15 protein-coding genes are annotated in these 19393 nt (G+C 39.5%); 1 reads left to right on the plus strand and 14 read right to left on the minus strand.

The genetic code is table 11. From position 1 onward, the window contains the following. Positions 1 to 20: 20 nt before the first annotated feature. From BTO23_RS16490 to BTO23_RS16545, 12 genes are all read right to left on the minus strand, one after another. Positions 21 to 1190 carry a tetratricopeptide repeat protein gene (locus BTO23_RS16490; RefSeq protein ID WP_105064061.1) on the minus strand — a complete coding sequence of 390 codons (1170 nt, stop codon included), beginning with the start codon at positions 1188 to 1190 and terminating at the stop codon, positions 21 to 23. After that, on the minus strand, positions 1187 to 1810 hold the full coding sequence (locus tag BTO23_RS16495; RefSeq protein WP_061004338.1) for an energy transducer TonB: 624 nt from the start codon (positions 1808 to 1810) through the stop codon (positions 1187 to 1189). The genes BTO23_RS16490 and BTO23_RS16495 overlap by 4 nt, the downstream gene beginning before the upstream one ends. Then, entirely contained in the window at positions 1810 to 2214 is a 405-nt protein-coding gene (locus BTO23_RS16500) for an ExbD/TolR family protein (RefSeq protein WP_105064062.1), read from the minus strand. The genes BTO23_RS16495 and BTO23_RS16500 overlap by 1 nt, the downstream gene beginning before the upstream one ends. Next, positions 2211 to 2744 carry a MotA/TolQ/ExbB proton channel family protein gene (locus tag BTO23_RS16505; protein ID WP_017021406.1) on the minus strand — a complete coding sequence of 178 codons (534 nt, stop codon included), beginning with the start codon at positions 2742 to 2744 and terminating at the stop codon, positions 2211 to 2213. Before BTO23_RS16505 ends, BTO23_RS16500 begins: the two co-directional genes overlap by 4 nt. Then, positions 2744 to 4105, minus strand: a complete 1362-nt coding sequence (locus BTO23_RS16510) for a MotA/TolQ/ExbB proton channel family protein (protein ID WP_105064063.1) — start codon at positions 4103 to 4105, stop codon at positions 2744 to 2746. The genes BTO23_RS16505 and BTO23_RS16510 overlap by 1 nt, the downstream gene beginning before the upstream one ends. A 1-nt stretch (position 4106) precedes the next feature. Beyond that, positions 4107 to 4874: a DUF3450 domain-containing protein gene (locus tag BTO23_RS16515; RefSeq protein WP_425427829.1), complete on the minus strand. Its 768-nt coding sequence runs from the start codon at positions 4872 to 4874 to the stop codon at positions 4107 to 4109. Positions 4875 to 4950: 76 nt separating this feature from the next. Continuing rightward, complete coding sequence (gene fhuB, locus BTO23_RS16520; protein ID WP_105064065.1) at positions 4951 to 6966, minus strand: Fe(3+)-hydroxamate ABC transporter permease FhuB; 2016 nt, start codon at positions 6964 to 6966, stop codon at positions 4951 to 4953. Next, positions 6959 to 7903: an iron-siderophore ABC transporter substrate-binding protein gene (locus BTO23_RS16525; protein ID WP_105064066.1), complete on the minus strand. Its 945-nt coding sequence runs from the start codon at positions 7901 to 7903 to the stop codon at positions 6959 to 6961. Before BTO23_RS16525 ends, fhuB begins: the two co-directional genes overlap by 8 nt. Further along, positions 7897 to 8664 carry an ABC transporter ATP-binding protein gene (locus BTO23_RS16530; protein ID WP_105064067.1) on the minus strand — a complete coding sequence of 256 codons (768 nt, stop codon included), beginning with the start codon at positions 8662 to 8664 and terminating at the stop codon, positions 7897 to 7899. Before BTO23_RS16530 ends, BTO23_RS16525 begins: the two co-directional genes overlap by 7 nt. Positions 8665 to 8792: 128 nt before the next feature. Beyond that, positions 8793 to 10943, minus strand: a complete 2151-nt coding sequence (locus BTO23_RS16535) for a TonB-dependent siderophore receptor (protein WP_105064068.1) — start codon at positions 10941 to 10943, stop codon at positions 8793 to 8795. Between the two features lie 145 nt (positions 10944 to 11088). Continuing rightward, positions 11089 to 11985, minus strand: a complete 897-nt coding sequence (locus BTO23_RS16540) for a helix-turn-helix domain-containing protein (RefSeq protein ID WP_060992881.1) — start codon at positions 11983 to 11985, stop codon at positions 11089 to 11091. A gap of 152 nt (positions 11986 to 12137) precedes the next feature. Continuing rightward, positions 12138 to 13733, minus strand: coding sequence for an ABC-F family ATPase (locus tag BTO23_RS16545; protein WP_105064069.1), 1596 nt, complete (start codon positions 13731 to 13733; stop codon positions 12138 to 12140). 206 nt (positions 13734 to 13939) lie between these two features. Between BTO23_RS16545 and BTO23_RS16550 the strand changes: the two genes are divergently transcribed. Beyond that, positions 13940 to 15025, plus strand: a complete 1086-nt coding sequence (locus BTO23_RS16550) for an NAD-dependent epimerase/dehydratase family protein (protein WP_105064070.1) — start codon at positions 13940 to 13942, stop codon at positions 15023 to 15025. A 49-nt stretch (positions 15026 to 15074) separates the two neighbouring features. On the opposite strand, the gene BTO23_RS16555 is transcribed toward BTO23_RS16550, so the two are convergent. After that, on the minus strand, positions 15075 to 17993 hold the full coding sequence (locus BTO23_RS16555) for a multiheme c-type cytochrome (protein WP_105064071.1): 2919 nt from the start codon (positions 17991 to 17993) through the stop codon (positions 15075 to 15077). A gap of 29 nt (positions 17994 to 18022) precedes the next feature. Next, a complete protein-coding gene (locus BTO23_RS16560; protein ID WP_245922131.1) occupies positions 18023 to 19393 on the minus strand; it encodes a hypothetical protein in 1371 nt (456 codons plus the stop codon).

Raw genomic sequence — 19393 nt, forward strand, 5'->3', positions numbered from 1 at the left:
CCTTCCATTTTTCAGATCTACTATTGAGATTCTAATTGCCTTAAATTAGATAAATATTTAACCCATCCCTTAGTTTCATTAGACGCAGATATATCATTGGCTTTTTTCGCATTAATCAACCCTTCTTCTAAACGATCCAGTTTGTAATACGCTTTCACCTTCGCCAATAACACCGCTTGTTTTTTCTTGGGATCATTCACTTTATTTAACGATCGTAATGCCGCTTCATAGTGTTTTTGCTGCAAAAGTAATTGAGATTCTTGCCAGTAATAACGAGACGATATTTTTGCGGCTTTACTCCAGAATTGAATAGATTTATCCCACTCTTTCGCATTTTGCCAATGCACGGCTTGCTCTACCAATAAATCGACATCGGTATTTACTGTTGATAAGCGTCCTAATGTCTGTGCAGCTTTCTCTGGAATACCTTGTTTTGCGTATAGCTGAGCCAACAATTTAATGTCTTGCTCAGGAAGAGATAATTTGTTGATATCCGCTAACACCAATACATTTAATGCTTGCTTGGTTTGACCTAACTGCAAGTGAGCCGTAACTAACTGACGCCACCACGTTAATTTCTCTGGTTGTAGAGCAATTAACCGCTCTAAGGTAGGAACAACTTGCTTCCATTGTTTGAGTTGAACTTGCGCACCAAACTTTAACGACAATGGCGTTAATTCATCAGGCTTACGGTACGATTCATATCGACCAATCGCTTTAAGGGTTGGTGCAAACTCTGAGTTCTGATAATGGATCTGAGCGATCCTAAGCCATAACTCATCCCCTTTTTCATTCTTTGGTACCGTTTTAACCAATTGATAATAATGAGGCAGTGCCGCTTTATACTTTTGTTCCATTAAGAGGATATCGGCCAACATTTTTCGGGTTGTCCACGCTTGTTTATCCTGTAATTGACCACTCGAAACCGCATAATCAAGCTGTTTAATCGCTTGTGATCTTTGATTATTCTGCCAATAAAACACACCCAACATTCGAGCTACGAATGCTTTATCATAGGCTTTCGATGTATCAACATCCGCAAGAACATCAATGGCTTCACTCAATTTTTCATTTTGCTGAAGGTTTTGTGCCCTTTGTACTTTTGTAGCGGTATATCGGCTCAATTCAGCGGCCGTCACACCATTGCAGAGCAAGGTAAAAAGAACCATTAGTGCAATTTTCTTTATCATTTGGCTAATTTAAACTCCAGTCTAACGGTTTGATTCTGCTGAACAATGGCCTTTCCTTCTACCAACTTAGGTTGATATTTCCATTGCTTTAATGCTCGAACCGCATCACGGTCAAAAATTCGTTTTGGCTCCGCTCCTTTGACTTCGATATCAAAAGGTTCGCCCGTTTCATCAATAGAAAAAGACATAATAACGTAGCCTTCAATTTTTCGTTTTAATGCTCTACTCGGATATCGTGGTTCTACACGATACAATGGCATTGCCTGTTGATTGGTCGTAAAACTTCCGAACGACGTTGGCGCACTTATTTTTAATCCGTTAATCGCCGTATCTAAACCAACCGAAGACATTGGTGTTACAGGCATCACCGAAGACATCTCTGATTGCGATTGCGATATTTTCGTTTCTGGTGGTAATTCTGGCGGTTTAGGCTGCTCAGGAACAGAACGCTGACGACGTTGAAGATCACTTTCAGGTTCAACCATCATCATAGTAAAGCTTAGATTTTCACTGGCTTCCGGTTTCCCTTGATTACCATTATCTACCATCCATGCCATGACGGAAAATAAGGCAATACTAATAGCCACAGCAATAGGTAACGCCATCAATAACCTAAACACTATTTCTTCTCCGCAGCCAATGCTATTTGCTTCACGCCCGCGCCTTTTGCTGCATCCATAACTTTAACTACGGTGCCGTTATACGCATGTTCGTCCGCTTGGATCACAAGAGAGGCATCAGGTTGCTCTAATAACAGATGCTCTAACGTCGCTTGTACACGCTCTACATCCACTATTCGTTTATCGATGTAAATATCATTTGATGCATTAATGCCAACAAAGATGCCTGCGTCTTTCTGGCTTGTTACATTAGATGCTTGAGGGCGATTCACTTCAACCCCTGATTCGCGTACAAACGAACTCGTCACAATGAAAAAAATCAGCATGATAAAGACAATATCCAACATTGAGGTTAAATCAATTTGAGCTTCTGCTGTTTTTGTATCGCGTCTTCCGAGTCTCATGTTGGACTCCTTAATGATTTTTCTAACTTCAATTCACATAAACGACACGTCTTTGCTAAACGTGCATGAACAAATAACCCAGCAAGAGCGGCAACCATACCCGCCATCGTTGGTAGCGTAGCCAGTGAGATGCCTGAGGCCATCAGTTTCGGTTGGCTACTGCCTAATGTCGCCATCACATCAAATACAGAGATCATTCCAGTCACAGTACCTAATAATCCTAACATTGGGCAAATTGATACTAACCATTTGATTAGGTTTAAGTTCTGATTTAATTCTATGTGGGCCTGATTTAACCAACTGTCACGAATCGCATGGGCATACCAAGATTCATGTTCACTGCGTTGATGCCATTGTGTTACCCATTGTTGGCGGCGCTTTGGAAAATAAAAACCAAGATATATCACACGCTCAACCACAAATAACCAACATACAACCACAACCCCTGCCAGCCACCACAAGATATGACCGCCTTGTGCCATAAATTGCAGTAACGTATCAAGCCAATTAGATAGCCATGACATTGCCATTAGATGTTACTTCCTACCGTTGTTTTCACTGTCGGCTGTGGTTGCTTTTCTGCCTGTATTGCGACTAACCCAATACCTTGTTTCTCTAAAATACTACGTATATTCTCAGCTTGAGTGCTTAAAATATTATGAGCAAACAACAACGGCATTGCAGCAACTAAGCCAAGAACGGTGGTAACCAACGCCATCGAGATCCCTCCTGCCATCACTCTTGGATCTCCATTCCCAAACTGAGTGATCACTTGAAATGTTTCGATCATGCCAGTAACGGTGCCTAACAAACCAAGCATTGGTGCAAGAGCTGCAAGTAATTTCAACATTGAAAGGCCTTTTTCTAACCCTTGTTGCTCATCAACAATCGCTTCTAATAAACGCAACTCTAATGACTCAACACTTCGGTGTTTTTCTTCATCGTAAACAGATAACACTCGGCCTAACGGATTGTCGGTTGGTGCTTCTGGATTCTTCAACTGTGTTTTTATTTGCTGTTGAATAATCGCTAATTTAACGCCTCGGAAAATCGCAATCACCAATCCTAACGTTAATAACGCAAGAATGATTTTACCTACAACACCACCGGCTTGGAGTCTTTCAAACAAGGTTGGTGTTAATGCCAGTTGATCTATCATGAAGCCACGAGACGGATCGACAACCATCGTTTCCATATCACCACTTGCAAGATCAGACAGTGAACTCAAGTTTGGGCCATTATCTGGTTGCTTAACATAATAAGTGCCGTCTTTACGTGTGCCATTCCAATTCAAGTAGCCTTGATCGGCAATTAAACCTATCGAACCTAAGCGATACGACGCTTGAGAAGCGGTTTGACCTTCACCATCAATCACATTGGTATTAATTTTTTTCAGTTCACCACTGGCCTGGATTTGTTCATCCATGCTCATCCATAAGTCAGTTAACTGTGGCAAGGTTGGCAACGTTTTAGCAGATACGATGGTATTTACTGCTTGTGAGTATTGAAGATTATCCGCACCGGTAACACTGGTTTGATTTTCGCTTTTCAACTCTTTAGCTGCTTGACGAACAACACCAAACAATTCACCTAAACTGCCAGTATCTAAACGCAGTTTCTCTTCTCGTTTTGCTAATAGCCCTTCATTTTCGCTGAAGGTTTTTGTCAATGCATTAATCTTTTTTTGAACTTGGCGTTTACGCTCTGCAAGTTCTTTTTTCTGTTGTAGATACGTTTGTTCTGTTTGTTTAAACCCCGATTCTCGCTGCACATCATGTGATTTTTGTGCTTTATTTTGAGCTTGTGCACTGCTTGCTAAATCACCTTGAGCTGCAACTGAAAAAGAAAGGCTTAATAAGCAAACACTAAGAAGTGTGGATACGTAATTCATCTTATTTCTCCTCAGTAATATTCAGTGACACAGGCAACGTAAGTAAGCTTGGGGCTACCTCTTTATTCGCAACGGCATACGCATGATTAAGATCCGAATTAAGTGAAGAGTCTAATAGTACCCATGCCTTTTCTTTTTGATCCCAAGCCCAATATTTGTCTTGATTAAAATTACGTGCAATTAAAGAAATTCGGCCTAAATACAAAATGTTAGCTTCAATAGATTTATCATCATCAAGCGTAATTTTACCTTGGTAAACACCCAACTTAATGCCGTAATCCAGTTCGATTTGATACGCTTCTAAAATACGACGATACTTCTCAGCATCACTGACATTCGCCACTGTCATCATGGTCTCTAGCTTTTCAATGCGAAGATTACGTTGCTCAATACGAATAGGTTTGTCGTTTTTAACCGTTTGTTTTAGACCATCAATCATTTTATACATCAAAGGCACGACCCCTTGACGAGTTTGTTCAATGTCTGAAATTTGCTGATCAATATTACTCAATTCACTGTGTTGATCCTTTACTAATGCCTCTAAATGCTTGCGGTAAACATCGAGGTTTTTAACTTCTTCTTCCAGTTGCTCAATATCAGCACGCAACGATAAAGTAGAATCGGCACTATGACTAATACGAGTCTGGCTTTGAGCAGAAGCCGTATTGGTCTTATTTTGAATGGCTTGAGCCGTTCCTAAATCGCTGGCATATACCGCCATTGGTTGTGCCATCATGACCAATAGCCATGCTTTCTTCGTCATTTTTATCATAATCAAATCGCTAATTAATTAAATTCATCTAGCCAATATCAATGCAAGGCTAGCCATTATTGAACGTCTATTGTTAATGTGCAGAGCGTTGGCCTTTTATCAACAAACCAATAAAGTAAATACCACCAATCACTGATACTAACGTTCCTGCCGCCACTTGAGATGGAAATAAAATATGCTGACCTAACCAATCAGCAATCACCATTAACCAAGCGCCAATTAATGCCGCTACAACAATCTGTTCAAATGCTTTTTTCGCCCCTAAAAGAACCGCCATATGGGGAGCAAGTAAGCCTATAAATGCAATTGGCCCCATGGTAGCAGTTACTGCCCCACAAAGTAATGCAACACAAATAAGCAATGCGATAAAACTCTTAGTTACGTTTAGCCCTCTGGCTTGTGCAAACAATCGCCCTGCTGAAATAAGAGTTAGCCAACGATGGGTTAATAACGCAAAAGCCACCAATAAAACGACGCAAAAGAACAAAACAAAAGCAGATTGGGGAGACACTCGGTAAGTAGAACCGGCAAGCCAATTCAATAATGAATATGAATCCTCATTCCCTTTTGCTAATGAAAATTGGACTAAAGCGTCGATTAACGCCGTTAATGCTATCCCAGTAAGAATGAGCATCGAAGGCGCATACTGATGACGCTTCCCTAGCACCAGTAACAGCACTAATACCGCTAAACTTCCACAAAAAGCCACAAGAGGCGCGGCTTCAAAGATATTAAACCCTAAAAAAACGCTGCCACCAATTAAGCTTAATGTCGCTCCCGCTGAGATACCTAAAATATCAGGACTTGCTAAAGGATTATAAATCAATCGTTGCAATAATACGCCAGCAACTGCCAACCCGGCCCCTGCAGATAAAGAGGTAAGTAGCCTTGGCCATTTTAACTCCCAACTGAACTCACTTGGGATCATCATTACCCACGGATGAAGTGTTTGGGTTGAATCTTTTGTTATCACAGCCGCTAAAACCGCGACGACCACAAGACCTACAATTAATGATGGAATTAACCCTGTTGGTAAATACGATTTCCCTTTTGGTAAGCTGATCGACAGTTGATCTTGCGAGTTCATGTTTCTTCGAGTAAACCAAATAAGTGCAGGTGCGCCAATGAATGCCGCCGCTGTTCCACTTGGGATCATATCTGTTGTGTAATGACTGAGCACTACCGCCAATAAATCAGTACCAACTAATAACGTAGCGCCTAATAATAAGCTAAAGAACAATTCATCTCTTGGAGTTCTAGCTCCTAAATGACGCGCAATATTCGGTGCAAGTAAACCAATAAAACTGATCACGCCAACCACAGTAATCGAAGAGGAAACCAGCCATAAACCAACAGTAAATAACCCAAAGAAAGCAGGAATAACATTCAGCCCGCGAGCCGCAGCACCAACATTACCCAAACGTAATAACGCTAAGACTCTGGGCGCGAAAATAAAAATAAGTACAGCGGCTGATAGTTTAGGTAATAACCATACAATTTGATCCCATCCATTCTGAGCCAGATCCCCTGCTCCCCAAATAAACAAATTCTTTGCGTATTGCTCATTTAATAAAACAATAGCGGTGGCGACAGCACCCAGAAAAATATTCACAGCCATGCCAGATAATACGATAGGTAAGCCTGATAAATTTCGAATACCAGCAATAGCAACGACTAAACCAAACGTGAGCGATGCCCCAACGAGTGCCGCCATAGACGCATAATCAGCCACATACTCAGCAAACCACACATTCATAATGACTAAGGCTAGCCACGCACCAGATGCCGTACCAAGTGTCATTGGGGAAACGAGGGCATTCTGAGTCAATTGTTGCATTAAGCTACCGACTAACCCAAGCATTCCACCAACCAAAAGTGCCATGATTAAACGAGGCAATTGTGACTCAACAAAGATGATCTTATCAAAGTCATCAAGTAAAGTGAGATCAACACTCGCTTGGCTTATTGCTTGCCATTGCTGAGATAAACTCAATACAGCATCAAATTGAAACGTAGCAACCACCAACCCAATCAATACACAAAGTACCGATAGATAACGGAAAGAGACGCCCTTCAACTGACTACTCATTATTACCACTAACATTGATTGATTTAGGTGCTACCTCAAGTAGGCTTTTTGCCAATGCTTGCGCTGTGTATTTGATCGACATTGCGCCACCATAACTCCATACCGATTCAACACTATTCACTCGATGGGCACGTACGAAAGGCATCGCATTCCAAATAACTGATTTGTTTAATTTATTCTCTTCATTAAACGGTTCTATATACAACGCAATGCCATCATCAATATGACGAAGATCTGTTAAGCGAAGTTGTGTTACTCCCCATTGGTTACTTTTTTGAGGTAACGCGGTGGTAAACCCTAACTGATTTAACGCGTATTGCGCTGTTGAATTATCACCATACATAAAGACCGAAGTCAGAGTTGCGAATCGAAACACAGAGACGGCTGGTAGCGAATTACCATACGCGTCAGCTAACTGTTGCTTTAATTCTGCTATCTCGGTATCCATCTCAATTAACTTCTCTTGTGCGACTTTCTCTTTTCCTAACACAAGGGCAATGGCTTCAAAGTTATTAATCGCCATCAAGCTATTATCATGATCTGCAGAGTAAGTTTGAAAATACAACACAGGCGCTATTTTTTCTAACTGAGGAATTAAATCGGCCTGCGGAGAAGCAACAAGAATCACATCCGGTTTTACCGCCGCTATTTTCTCAAAATTTGGTTCTGCGCGAGTACCGACATCTTCAATATCACTCGATAATGCGGGTTGTACTACCCACTCACTGTACCCCGCGGTATCTGTGATTGCGACAGGTGTAACACCGAGCTCTATAACTTGTTCTGCTAGATCCCAATTTAAGGCCACAACTCGCTGAGGTATTGAATCCAGAACTTGTTCATCACGACTGTCTTGCACAACAAATTGAGCCGATGCAGTGTGACTTACCATCAAAAATAGAAGAGTGATAAGCGAAGGAATACGATTTTTCAACATACGATAGCAACTTTATGATTATGAATAGGATGATCAATTAAGGTGATCGGTGTGCCATACAAGTCAGACAATAACGCATCATCAAGCAAGTGACCTGCTTCTCCTTTAAAAGCCACTTTTCCGCCTTTAAGTGCAATGATTTGTGTCGCATAACGAAGCGTTAAATTAAGATCATGCAGAATAACAATGATCCCTTTTTTCGTTTGTTGGTTTAACTCGCTCAATAGTCCCATGAGTTGATATTGGTGATGAATATCCAATGCTGATGTTGGCTCATCTAAAATCAAAATATCCGCTTGCTGAGCTAATAACATCGCCACCCACGCTCGTTGTCTTTCCCCACCAGAAAGTTGGTCAGCCAATGTTGAACGAAAAGTTTCTACTCCTGTTTTTCTCATTGACTCGTCAATAATCTGAGCATCTTCTTTATTAAAACGCCCAAGAACACCACGCCAAGGATAACGACCTAAGCGAACAAGCTCTTCAACATTAAGCCCTGCGACTTCTGGTAATTTTTGAGGCAAAAACGCCACTTTTTGAGCAAATTTTTTCGAATTTAACGTAGACAGCTGTTGTTGATTTAATCTCACTTCACCTTCTTCTGGTGAAAATTGATTCGCCAACAAATTCACCAAGGTCGATTTACCTGATCCGTTATGGCCAAGTACCACCGTTAAGGCGGTTGGATCTATTGTTAATTCATCAATATCAAGAATCGTACGTTCGTCCCTGATCACTTTTATATTATTTAGTTGATACATACAGCTACATTATTTATGTGTGTAAATGGATTTCTTTACGTCATACCTAATTCATTTCTTTCATGGCAAAAACGCAAGAAAAGAAGCACGTAAAATGATACGTACTTCCCCCTTTTTCTTAATTAAGCTTAAAAGTTATAATTAACACTCAATTCTACCGTTTGCTCTGCACCGTACCAACAGTTAGCCGAGTCATAACAACTGTAATATTCAGTATTAAATAGGTTAGTTGCGCTTAGTTGCGCCGTTGCACCAGCCAATGATTCACTTAATCCATCCAACTCATAACCAATAGAGACATCAGCAACCGTATAATCAGGCACTTTATCTGTATTGTTCGCATCCATTTCCATTTCACCCACATAACGTAAACCACCACTAATGCGTGTTCCCGTTAGAATACCATCGTAGATATAGTAGTTAGACCAAAGGCTAGCGGCATGGGTTGGTACATAAATTGGTGTTTTACCTTCTAAGTCATTACCACTGTCTTTGGTAATTTCCATATCAATATACGTATAGTTTGCAGCGACGTCCCAGCTATCATTAACCATCCACTGACCTTGCAGCTCAACACCTTGAGAACGGATTTCACCAATTTGCAATTGAGGTCCCCATGGGTCTGTCGGATCTGACATTAATGCGTCACTTTTTACGATTCTAAACACCGATGCTGACGCTGTTTTTGTATAATCAGCTGAATCATATTTCACACCCGCTTCTATTTGCTCACCCAATTCAGGATCATAAGCGTTACCTTTTCCATCAAGACCGGCAGCTGGTTCAAAACTGGTTGCGTAGCTAATAAATGGTGAGAAACCACTTTCAAGCTCATACAGTGCACCAACACGGTATGAGAATTGACTTTGATCTGCATCTTTAGACGTTGTGCTTGTTGTATTGCTTGATTTATATTGATCGAAACGACCACCGGCAATCAGAACTAAACGATCAATTCGCACTTGATCTTGAGTATAGAACCCTAATTGTTCAACACTGATTTTTTCTTTCGATTCATAAGACTTGGTAAGTTTACTTTTATCAATCATGTCATTGTTTGGATTGAAAATATTAAAATTACCAAACTGATTGGTCGTACCAAACTCTTGATAAAGTGAGTCACCATCTAATTTCTGGTAATCAATACCAAACAACAGATTGTGCTCAATACCTCCAGTCACTACACGACCAGACAGTTGGTTATCAATCGTATAACCAGTTGAGCTTTCATCAGTACTGTAAATATTGCGATCAAGATTGCCCGTTGATGCATCAAAGTTACTTTCAATATGGTATGTATTCTCTTGATACAGCGATGCATTCATATAACGGAAGTTTTGTAAGAATGACCAGTTATTATTGAACTCATGGTTGATCTTATAACCAGCCATAAAGAATTCACGCTCAAACGTACTCCAGTTTTTATCTCCAACAAACGTGGACGGATCTGTACTGCCATTTAGATTGTCGTAAATCATTCCAGAAGATGGCATTGAAGAGTTCATACCCATTGACGGATCATTCTGATAATACATATTAAAGTTGATCAGCGTTCGGTCACTTACTTGCCAATCAATTGATGGGGCAATAACGTAGCGTTCTTCTTTTGTGTAATCAACTTGACCATCTTTTTGACGAGCAAGGGCAATAAAACGATAAGAGAAATCACTGTCTCCAAACTGCCCTGTCGTATCAATAGAGGCTTCCACAAGATTACCAGTACCTGTTGCTAATTTTACATCCGTACTTTTTTCTTTTTGTGGTGATTTGGCGATCATATTGACCATACCACCCGGTGGCATTGACCCATATAATACTGACGTTGGCCCTTTAAATACTTCAATTTGTTGAAGCGCAATAGGATCAATCTGAGGTTGTAAATTCCACCCATTTAAGCCTTGTAAAACCAAACCATCGTAATAGCTTTGGTTTACATCAAATCCACGAATATTGAACGTATCGTACATTGTCACTGCACCACCTTTCTGCTCGGTTGTCACACCAGGAACATAACGTAGTGCCTCATTAAGAGATTTCACACTGCGTTGTTCTAATGCCTCACCATCGAGAATAGTAATGCCCTGAGGAGTTTCCTCTGGCTCTAACGATGTTTTTGTTGCGGTATTACGATAAGCCTGACCAAATATTGAAATAGTCTCAATATCATCAGAAGAGTTATTGTCATTAGCCATTGCTGAAATAGGAAATAAAAAAGAGGCAGCAATTGCCGTTGCTAATAGAGTGACGTTAAGTTTTGGATGTTCAGTAGATACGTTCATTATAATCCTGTTTACAACTTCTTAAAAATTGAATGCAAATGAGAATGATTCTCTTGCGCATGAGTATAATGATTTATTTTATCTAAAGTTAACAATTTGGGGCATGAAATAAAATTTTTACTGATAAATTGATTTATAACAACAGCTACAGATTTCGAATTGGCAACCAATACTCAACATCAATAATTTCTTCATTAGTATTTTGCTGGTAAATTTCAAGATCAAAACCTTCAATGCCTTGATGACCAGATAACGGTAGCCATTCTGAGATCAACCATTCAACGGACTTCGCTAAACCACTTGAAGGCCCGATATAAGGGAGAACCGCATATTCTTGAGATGGAATTATGACGCGTGATACACTTTTACTTAGTAACATTAACTCTGGGGATAAATGTTCATCTTCAATAATTCCTGCCCAGTAAATTAAAGACTCGGTATCATTTCGAGTATCAATGACGCCATATTTACTTTTTGGGGTTGAAGACATTTGCGTCAAATAGTCATCAAGCTCTTGCCATACTTGAGGAACCTTATCTAAAAAATCTGGTACATCAGAAAGCAAACCTTGCAACCTAGTTGGTAGCCCCGTTAACGTAAAGCTCTCTCTATACTCTAAACGTACTTGATAAAAACCAGAGCCTTGGATCTCTGTTTGGCTTTTGCTTTTTAGAAAAGGCTTACGAATACCAACTTTCTTACCTTGTTTTTGGTACTCTCGTGGTGACATTTTAAAATACTGTTTAAAAGAACGACTAAAGGCTATCTCTGAGGTAAAACCATATAAATAGGCAATATCTAACATTCGATATTTTTTATTTAAAACCTCAAGCGCAGCCATACTTAAACGTTGCTCTCGTACGTATTGAGCCACATTCATTCCAGTATGATTTAAAAATACACGTTGTAATTGCCACCGAGACCAACAGCTCATCTCTGCCAGTAGTTCAACAGATAATGGGCTATCCATATTTTGATGGATATACGCCAAAATAGTATCGATTCGATTGAACGTTTTATCATTATCGATATCTGCTGACATTACTATTCTCCGACCATTAAAGTAGGTAATCGCTTATATTAAATATAGGTACTTGCCATAAAGTACAATAGTTAATAAATAATACAAGCATAAAAAATGGCAGCTTATAAATAAGCTGCCATATAGATTTCTATCAGGATTTATTAGCTAAATTAGCCTTTTAGACCTTGTTTTGCTAGGTACTCTTCGTAAGTACCGTGGAAATCGTTTACGCCATCTTTTGTAATTTCGATGATGCGTGTTGCAATTGAAGATACAAACTGACGGTCATGAGATACAAACATTAATGTACCTTTGTAGTTCTCAAGTGCCAAGTTCAATGCTTCGATTGATTCCATATCCATGTGGTTTGTTGGTTCATCCATTAATAGGATGTTTGGCTTTTGCATAATTAACTTGCCAAATAACATACGACCTTGCTCACCACCAGAAATCACTTTTACTGATTTCTTAATATCACTTTGAGAGAAAAGCATACGGCCAAGAATACCGCGAACAACTTGTTCGTCATCGCCTTCTTGTTTCCACTGGCCCATCCAATCTAATAAATTTAAATCTTCAGCAAAATCATGACCGTGATCTTGTGCGTAAAAACCGATGTTGTTATTTTCAGACCACTTCACCATACCTGACATTGGTTCCATCTCGCCCGCTAACGTATTTAGGAGCGTTGATTTACCGATACCATTTTCACCGATGATTGCAATGCGCTCACCCACTTCAACCATTAGGTTTACACCATTGATTAAAATGTTTTCGCCGTAACCTTGTTTTAGACCTTCTACTTCTAATGCATTACGGAAAAGTGGTTTTTCTTGGTCAAAACGAATGAACGGAGATTGACGGCTAGATGCTTTAATCTCTGTTAGTTCAATTTTATCCAGACGTTTCTGACGAGACGTTGCTTGTTTTGCTTTTGATGCGTTTGCAGAGAAGCGGCTTACGAACGTTTGTAAGTCAGCAATTTGTGCTTTCTTCTTAGCGTTATCTGCTTGAAGTTGTTCACGAGCTTGCGTTGCTGCAGTCATGTATTCGTCGTAGTTACCTGGGAACAGACAAATATCACCGTAATCTACATCGGCCATGTGTGTACATACTGCGTTTAAGAAATGACGGTCATGCGAGATGATAATCATGGTGCAGTTACGAGCTAAAAGAACGTCTTCTAACCACGCGATTGTGTGCATGTCCAAGTTGTTCGTTGGTTCATCAAGAAGCATAATATCTGGTTCTGCGAACAGAACTTGTGCTAAAAGAACACGAACTTTAAGACCTGGAGCAACTTCGCTCATTAAACCAAAATGTTGTGATTCAGGAAGACCTAAGCCTAATAGAAGTTCACCCGCACGAGCTTCAGCTGAATAGCCGTCCATCTCTGCGAATTCAGTTTCTAAATCGCCAACACGCATACCATCTTCATCTGACATTTCAGGTAAAGAATAAATACGGTCACGTTCTTCTTTCACTTTCCACAGCTCTTTATGACCCATGATAACAGTATCGATTACTGTGAATTCTTCGAATGCGAACTGATCTTGACCTAATTTAGCCATACGTTCATTTGGATCTGTTGAAACTGTACCGCCAGACTGTTCTAACTCGCCACCTAAAATCTTCATAAAGGTAGATTTACCACAGCCGTTCGCGCCGATTAAACCGTAACGGTTACCGTTACCAAACTTAACAGAAATATTTTCAAAAAGTGGCTTATCGCCAAATTGCATTGTGATGTTAGCAGTCGTTAGCACAGTACATTCCAATTAGTTATTCAAATAGACATAAAAAAACTGGCCCGTACGTCCAGCTTTTCAAATTTGCGCTGATTATAGCAGCATTTGTGATTTACATCACTGTATTATTGTTCTTTTAAACAGTGGTCAAAAAAACCATCTTCAAAGGCTGTTATGTTATAATTTGTTACGTTTTCCATCACCGAAATTTATTGCTTTAGTTTATGAAATATTTAGTCACCGGCGTTTCTGGTTTTATTGGCTTTTCTATTGCCAAGCAACTACTTAAACTTGGTCATACCGTCGTTGGTATTGATAACCACAATGCTTATTATGATATTTCATTAAAACAAGCTCGTCTCAACCAATTACTTCCAAGTTCTTTGTTTGAATTTCACCAGTTATGCATAACAAATGCTCACGAGCTTACTGTGATATTTAAAGATCATCATTTTGATCGCGTGATTCATTTAGCAGCCCAAGCAGGGGTTCGTCATTCTATTGATAACCCTGTATCTTATGGCGAAAATAATCTAATGGGTTACCTCAATATTTTAGAAGCTTGCCGCAAATCACGCATTGCACATTTTATCTATGCGTCTTCAAGCTCAGTTTATGGATTAAACAATAAAACGCCTTTTTCCTGCCATGATAATGTTGACCACCCAGTATCACTTTACGCAGCGACAAAACGTGCCAATGAACTAATGGCTCATTCATATTCTCATTTATATAATATGCCAACCACTGGTCTTCGCTTTTTTACCGTCTATGGCCCGTGGGGTCGTCCTGATATGGCCCCTTTTATTTTCACGAAAAAAATACTCAATAATCAAACTATTAATATTAATAACAATGGGGAAATGTGGCGAGATTTTACTTATATTGATGATATTGTTGAGGGAGTAATAAGGATCGCTGATGTCATTCCATTTCAAGAAAAGAACATTGAAAATAACGATTCTCCAGCGCGAAGCTCCGCCCCTTATCGCATTTACAATATTGGGCATGGCAGTCCAGTGAATTTAATGAGCTTTATTCAAGAAATAGAAAAAGCGACCAATAAAGTAGCAACGAAACATTTTAGAGAAATGCAGCCCGGTGACGTATACCAAACCTATGCAGATACTCAAGACCTCTTTGATGTGATTAATTATACTCCTAAAGTATCTATTACAGAAGGCGTTCCAAAGTTTGTCGATTGGTTTAAATATCATTATCAACACAAAGATAATTCGATGATTTCAACAAACAACAATGATACAAATGGTCGTGTTAATTCAATAGAGAGCATGCTATTACAGTCATAAAAAATGGGGAATGATAGACATATAATTCCCCATTTTTTCATGTTGTTCTCTATTCTGTGTAGGTTTTCACTACTTTTTGAAGCTCAATAACTTCAGGCTCTGGAATGTTTTCATCAGGATAAGCAGCTCGAACTTTATTCGTTAATCCTTTAGCAAACACTTGGTAGAGCACTCTTGTTGATACCGTAATTGGATATTCAACTTTTGTTGGTAACTCAAAGTGTTCTTGACGCGTTTCACCCGATTTAATACGAGTATCTTGCCCTATTTTCACATAACGCCAGAAACGTAATCCAACAGGCTTTCCATCTTTATCAACGCCAATTTTAATAAATCGATGCGCATCTTTGGGAATAAAACCATCCTTCATTACACCACTCTCAAACACATTTTTACCCGTTGCATCCGTCGCAATAACTTCCAACCACACTTGTCGCCGAGCACCTCCTGGCATGTCATGTCCTGAGTTAACATTGGTCACATTTGCTGTAAATGAGTTTCCTTGTTTTTCTACGGTCAATGTTAATGCTGTTTTCAAGATATCAATGCTCAATTTTTTATGCTCAGGATTACGCATCCCAGTAAAGTAATAATTACCTCCAGCAAAATGATGCGAGCGTAAATTTGACTTCATTGGGCCATCGTCTGTTGATTGCCCCCCCACCTTATGATTGAAATCAGTGACATCTTGAGTCATATGGCAATCAATACATGTTTTATTTTTGCTCGGGTCATTAGGAGCATTAAATGGAGACGCTAACCACTCACCAAAATTATCATTAATATTGGCGCCTTGCCCTGTTGTAAATTCATTATGACAACTCGCACAATACAACGAGCTTTGATATAACTTTGGATTAGAGTACGACGCTTTATGTTGCTTTGGAGACGCATTAATTTGTTTTTCAGATAACCATTTCAAGAGACTATTTTCTGTATCTTCAAACACATAGGCTTCACGATCTTTTAGGTTAACCGTAACATCCGTATTACCACCTGCATTTTCGGCTTTAGTGACTCGATGACAGAATACACACCCTGTACCACGTTCACTCACTGATCTACCATGAGCATAGGCTTCTTTTAGATCCTCTCCTCCTTTTGACCACATATCACCAAAGTCTGATAATGGCTTGTTGTCTCCATTAATAACACCTTGTGGGACGTGACAACCACGACAAAGCACTCTGAATTCTTCACCTTCACTCTCAGCAGCAACGTCTTCTTGGAATCGATAATAAGGATGATCCATATTCATTCCATGGTTTGAGTCTGCCCATTGATTAAATATTGTTGTATGACAATCGGCACATTCAGCAGAATTAATCCATTCATCCGGATGGGTATAACGTTTCGTGTCGTCTAATCTTAACCATGTTGATAAATAAGGTAAATTTTCTTGAGATCGTACGTACTCATTCAGTGCTGACATCATTTTAGCAGCCTCAACAGGCGGATGCTCTACACTTATTGGGGGCTTATCTTCTTCACGGGGATCGCCCCCCATTCCACCTTGAGTTTTTTGAATAATATCGATATAGGCACCAACGGGATCACCTGCGATCATTTTTCGTACATCAACATGCCCTGTTAATGCATTTTCAAAGCGATCTTTTTTACCGTCTTCCATTAATTGACGATTAGTAAAATTAAAACCATCTAAATGGCATGAGTTACAACTCATCCAAAAATCACCCGCCATTGGAAAATCAGGATAATCAGCCATATTTGCTGTGTTGAATAATCGTTTACCTTCACGTAATTGTTTTGGCATTGGATCTCTAGTAACTACATTCGCAAAATTCGCCTGAGTTAATTTTACTTTAGCAAAAGGCCCTGCCGCTCCTGTATCAAATTTGGTGATATCTAACGACATCGCATTTTGAACATAAAGCTCGCGCCCTGATATTAAGATCCCTCTTGGATTATCTCCCGGCACATTACGATAAATTTGTGTTGCTTTTACGCCACCTTGAAACTTTTTGCGACGGTGACGTTTCTTATTTCTTTTTCCTTCACGAGATAAATCGAAAACCAACAGATCTTCAGAACCAGCTAATGTAAAAATGACTTTTTTACCGTCATCAGTAAATGCTCCATCATGTGGGTTTGATACGATTCGAATTCGATTCCCACTTTCAATTATATTGATTTGCTTAAAGAGTTGTTTACGCTCATCAACCACTTCTTGTTCATTTCCAGGCGTTAAATCTAAAATTGATATCGTTGGAAAAACTGTTGATTGAAATTGAAAATCATGGCCGAACGACCACAACACGTGTGGTAGCCAAGCAGTTTCACCATCAGGGGATATAACAATATTATCCAATAGCCTTGGTTTACCTTGAGGTGTTGTTTTCTCTTTATGCACTTCAGAGTCAGCTAACTGGATCACCTTAATTAATTTAGGAACACTGCTATTCGTATCAAAAATAGAAACTTGTCCAGTTAACGAATGGGACACCAGTAGACGTCCATCATCCATCAGCGAGAGTCCACGCGGGGTTGATTCTGTACTGATGGTTTTGATCACTTGGCCTGAACGGTCTATCACTAACAGTTTATCTTTCTCAAAACTCGTTACGTAGTATTGTTGATTCTTAGCATCAAAAACTGCACCAAATGGACGCGAAGGCACTTGGGTAATATGCTCAACTTTTAATGATTTAGCATCGAGTAATAAAATATTATCACTTAAGTAATCTGTAATTAAGAGTTGCTTAGCATCATCACTCATAGCAACTCGGCGAATGTCTCTGCCAACAGTCGCTTCATTAATGATTTTTCCGCTCACTCTGTCAATAATACTCACACTACCCGCATCAAAATTAGCACTAATAAATTGTGACTTATCTGAATTGAACAGGATCGAGCTGCTTTTTTCGATTGCCGAAGCAAATTGACTCACACTCATACATAAGATAAGCGTTAGCCAGTGTACCGATGTCCATTTACTACTTAATTTCATCGTCGTATACCCAATTGTTTCATTTCAACCTATTGCTCATCAATTATCTGATATAAATACAGTGCTCTTTCCCCGATGAATCGAGCAGAAAATTGCTGAACTAATATTCCTTTTTCTAATACTGATCCTGATATTCGCCATGCACTTTCTGGTGATACTAATGCCGCTTCGTGTAATTTAATATTACTACTCGGATAATACATATCGTAAACCGCTCGTTCACTTAATCTATCTCTGAGTAAATTAACACTGTAGTTCGTCCCGATAATACTGGCCTCAGGGTGTACTTCAAACCATGCTATCGCTTGCTGTATTGGTGCTTGCCTCGATTGTTCAACGGTTAATTTATCACCGGTAACTATGAACAAAAGAATGATAAATAAAGGCACAAATCGTTTGTTATGTTGCCAAAATATAGAACAAAAGCTCATCGAAAATACAATAATGACAAGAACTAAAACCGGAGCCCAATGCCGTAAATTGTCTGGGTTTTGGCCTAACGTAATCCAACCCCAATAAATCAATGTGATTAAAGAAATCATTCCGACACAACGTGCTTTTAACTGTTGCTTTGATGGTTTTTTAAATAATGTTTTTAGTGACCAAATAAGAAGAATAAAAATGGAATTAAGGACGACCAAACCATAAGCACTCATCAATCCTTTCACCCATTGTATAATTTGAGATTGATTACCCTCAGCCGTATTTCCCCATATCTCAAAATGTCCTTGGGTAAAACGTACTCCTTCTTCAAAATACGCCATTCCATCATGTTGTAAAATAAACAGTAAGCTAACGCATCCTATAATCGCAATCACACTAGCCGCTTGAAAATACGCTTTCAGCTTCAATAGACGACTTGGTACAAATAATGGAAATAATGCCAATCCCATCGCTAATGGAAAATAAGAAGGTCTTGATGCCAACATCAACCCTAACCAAAAACCAACATGGTAGTTCCGTTGTAAAATAGCTGAAATAACAGCCATAAGGAAAAATGCTAGAGCAATTGGATCTGATAAACCACTTAATGCCATTGAAGCCAACAACGGTTGCATTAATAACACAACGCAACCTAAAGCCGACTTCCACCATGACGCCGATAATATAAAAACAATACGAGCCACAAGCAGAGGTAACATAAGTGCGCCAAGCAATGACACCCACACATTCGCTGTAATGGGATTCACTATTGTCGCTGCGACCCTATTCAAGATCACAAACGCGGGATAACCAGGAAAATGAGGGCGAAATTCTAAAACAGAAAATCGCTCTACCGCACGTGAAAAATTAAATGCATCATCACTGGTTATCTCTATCGGGTATTGATTTACATATAAGCCCCAAAGAAAATAACTGGCGACAATAATCAATAGCCAAACGTACTTATTGCCGTTCAT

It is taken from the genome of Aliivibrio sifiae (assembly GCF_002954715.1).
GTDB lineage: Bacteria > Pseudomonadota > Gammaproteobacteria > Enterobacterales > Vibrionaceae > Aliivibrio > Aliivibrio sifiae.

Excerpts from the sequence above, each read along its gene's own strand:
- BTO23_RS16510 (WP_105064063.1), bottom strand. The coding sequence starts at position 4,105 with ATGAATTACGTATCCACACTTCTTAGTGTTTGCTTATTAAGCCTTTCT.
- BTO23_RS16560 (WP_245922131.1), bottom strand. The coding sequence starts at position 19,393 with ATGAACGGCAATAAGTACGTTTGGCTATTGATTATTGTCGCCAGTTAT.
- BTO23_RS16530 (WP_105064067.1), bottom strand. The coding sequence starts at position 8,664 with ATGTATCAACTAAATAATATAAAAGTGATCAGGGACGAACGTACGATT.
- BTO23_RS16540 (WP_060992881.1), bottom strand. The coding sequence starts at position 11,985 with ATGTCAGCAGATATCGATAATGATAAAACGTTCAATCGAATCGATACT.
- BTO23_RS16525 (WP_105064066.1), bottom strand. The coding sequence starts at position 7,903 with ATGTTGAAAAATCGTATTCCTTCGCTTATCACTCTTCTATTTTTGATG.
- BTO23_RS16500 (WP_105064062.1), bottom strand. The coding sequence starts at position 2,214 with ATGAGACTCGGAAGACGCGATACAAAAACAGCAGAAGCTCAAATTGAT.
- BTO23_RS16555 (WP_105064071.1), bottom strand. The coding sequence starts at position 17,993 with ATGAAATTAAGTAGTAAATGGACATCGGTACACTGGCTAACGCTTATC.
- BTO23_RS16535 (WP_105064068.1), bottom strand. The coding sequence starts at position 10,943 with ATGAACGTATCTACTGAACATCCAAAACTTAACGTCACTCTATTAGCA.
- fhuB (WP_105064065.1), bottom strand. The coding sequence starts at position 6,966 with ATGAGTAGTCAGTTGAAGGGCGTCTCTTTCCGTTATCTATCGGTACTT.
- BTO23_RS16505 (WP_017021406.1), bottom strand. The coding sequence starts at position 2,744 with ATGGCAATGTCATGGCTATCTAATTGGCTTGATACGTTACTGCAATTT.
- BTO23_RS16490 (WP_105064061.1), bottom strand. The coding sequence starts at position 1,190 with ATGATAAAGAAAATTGCACTAATGGTTCTTTTTACCTTGCTCTGCAAT.
- BTO23_RS16550 (WP_105064070.1), top strand. The coding sequence starts at position 13,940 with ATGAAATATTTAGTCACCGGCGTTTCTGGTTTTATTGGCTTTTCTATT.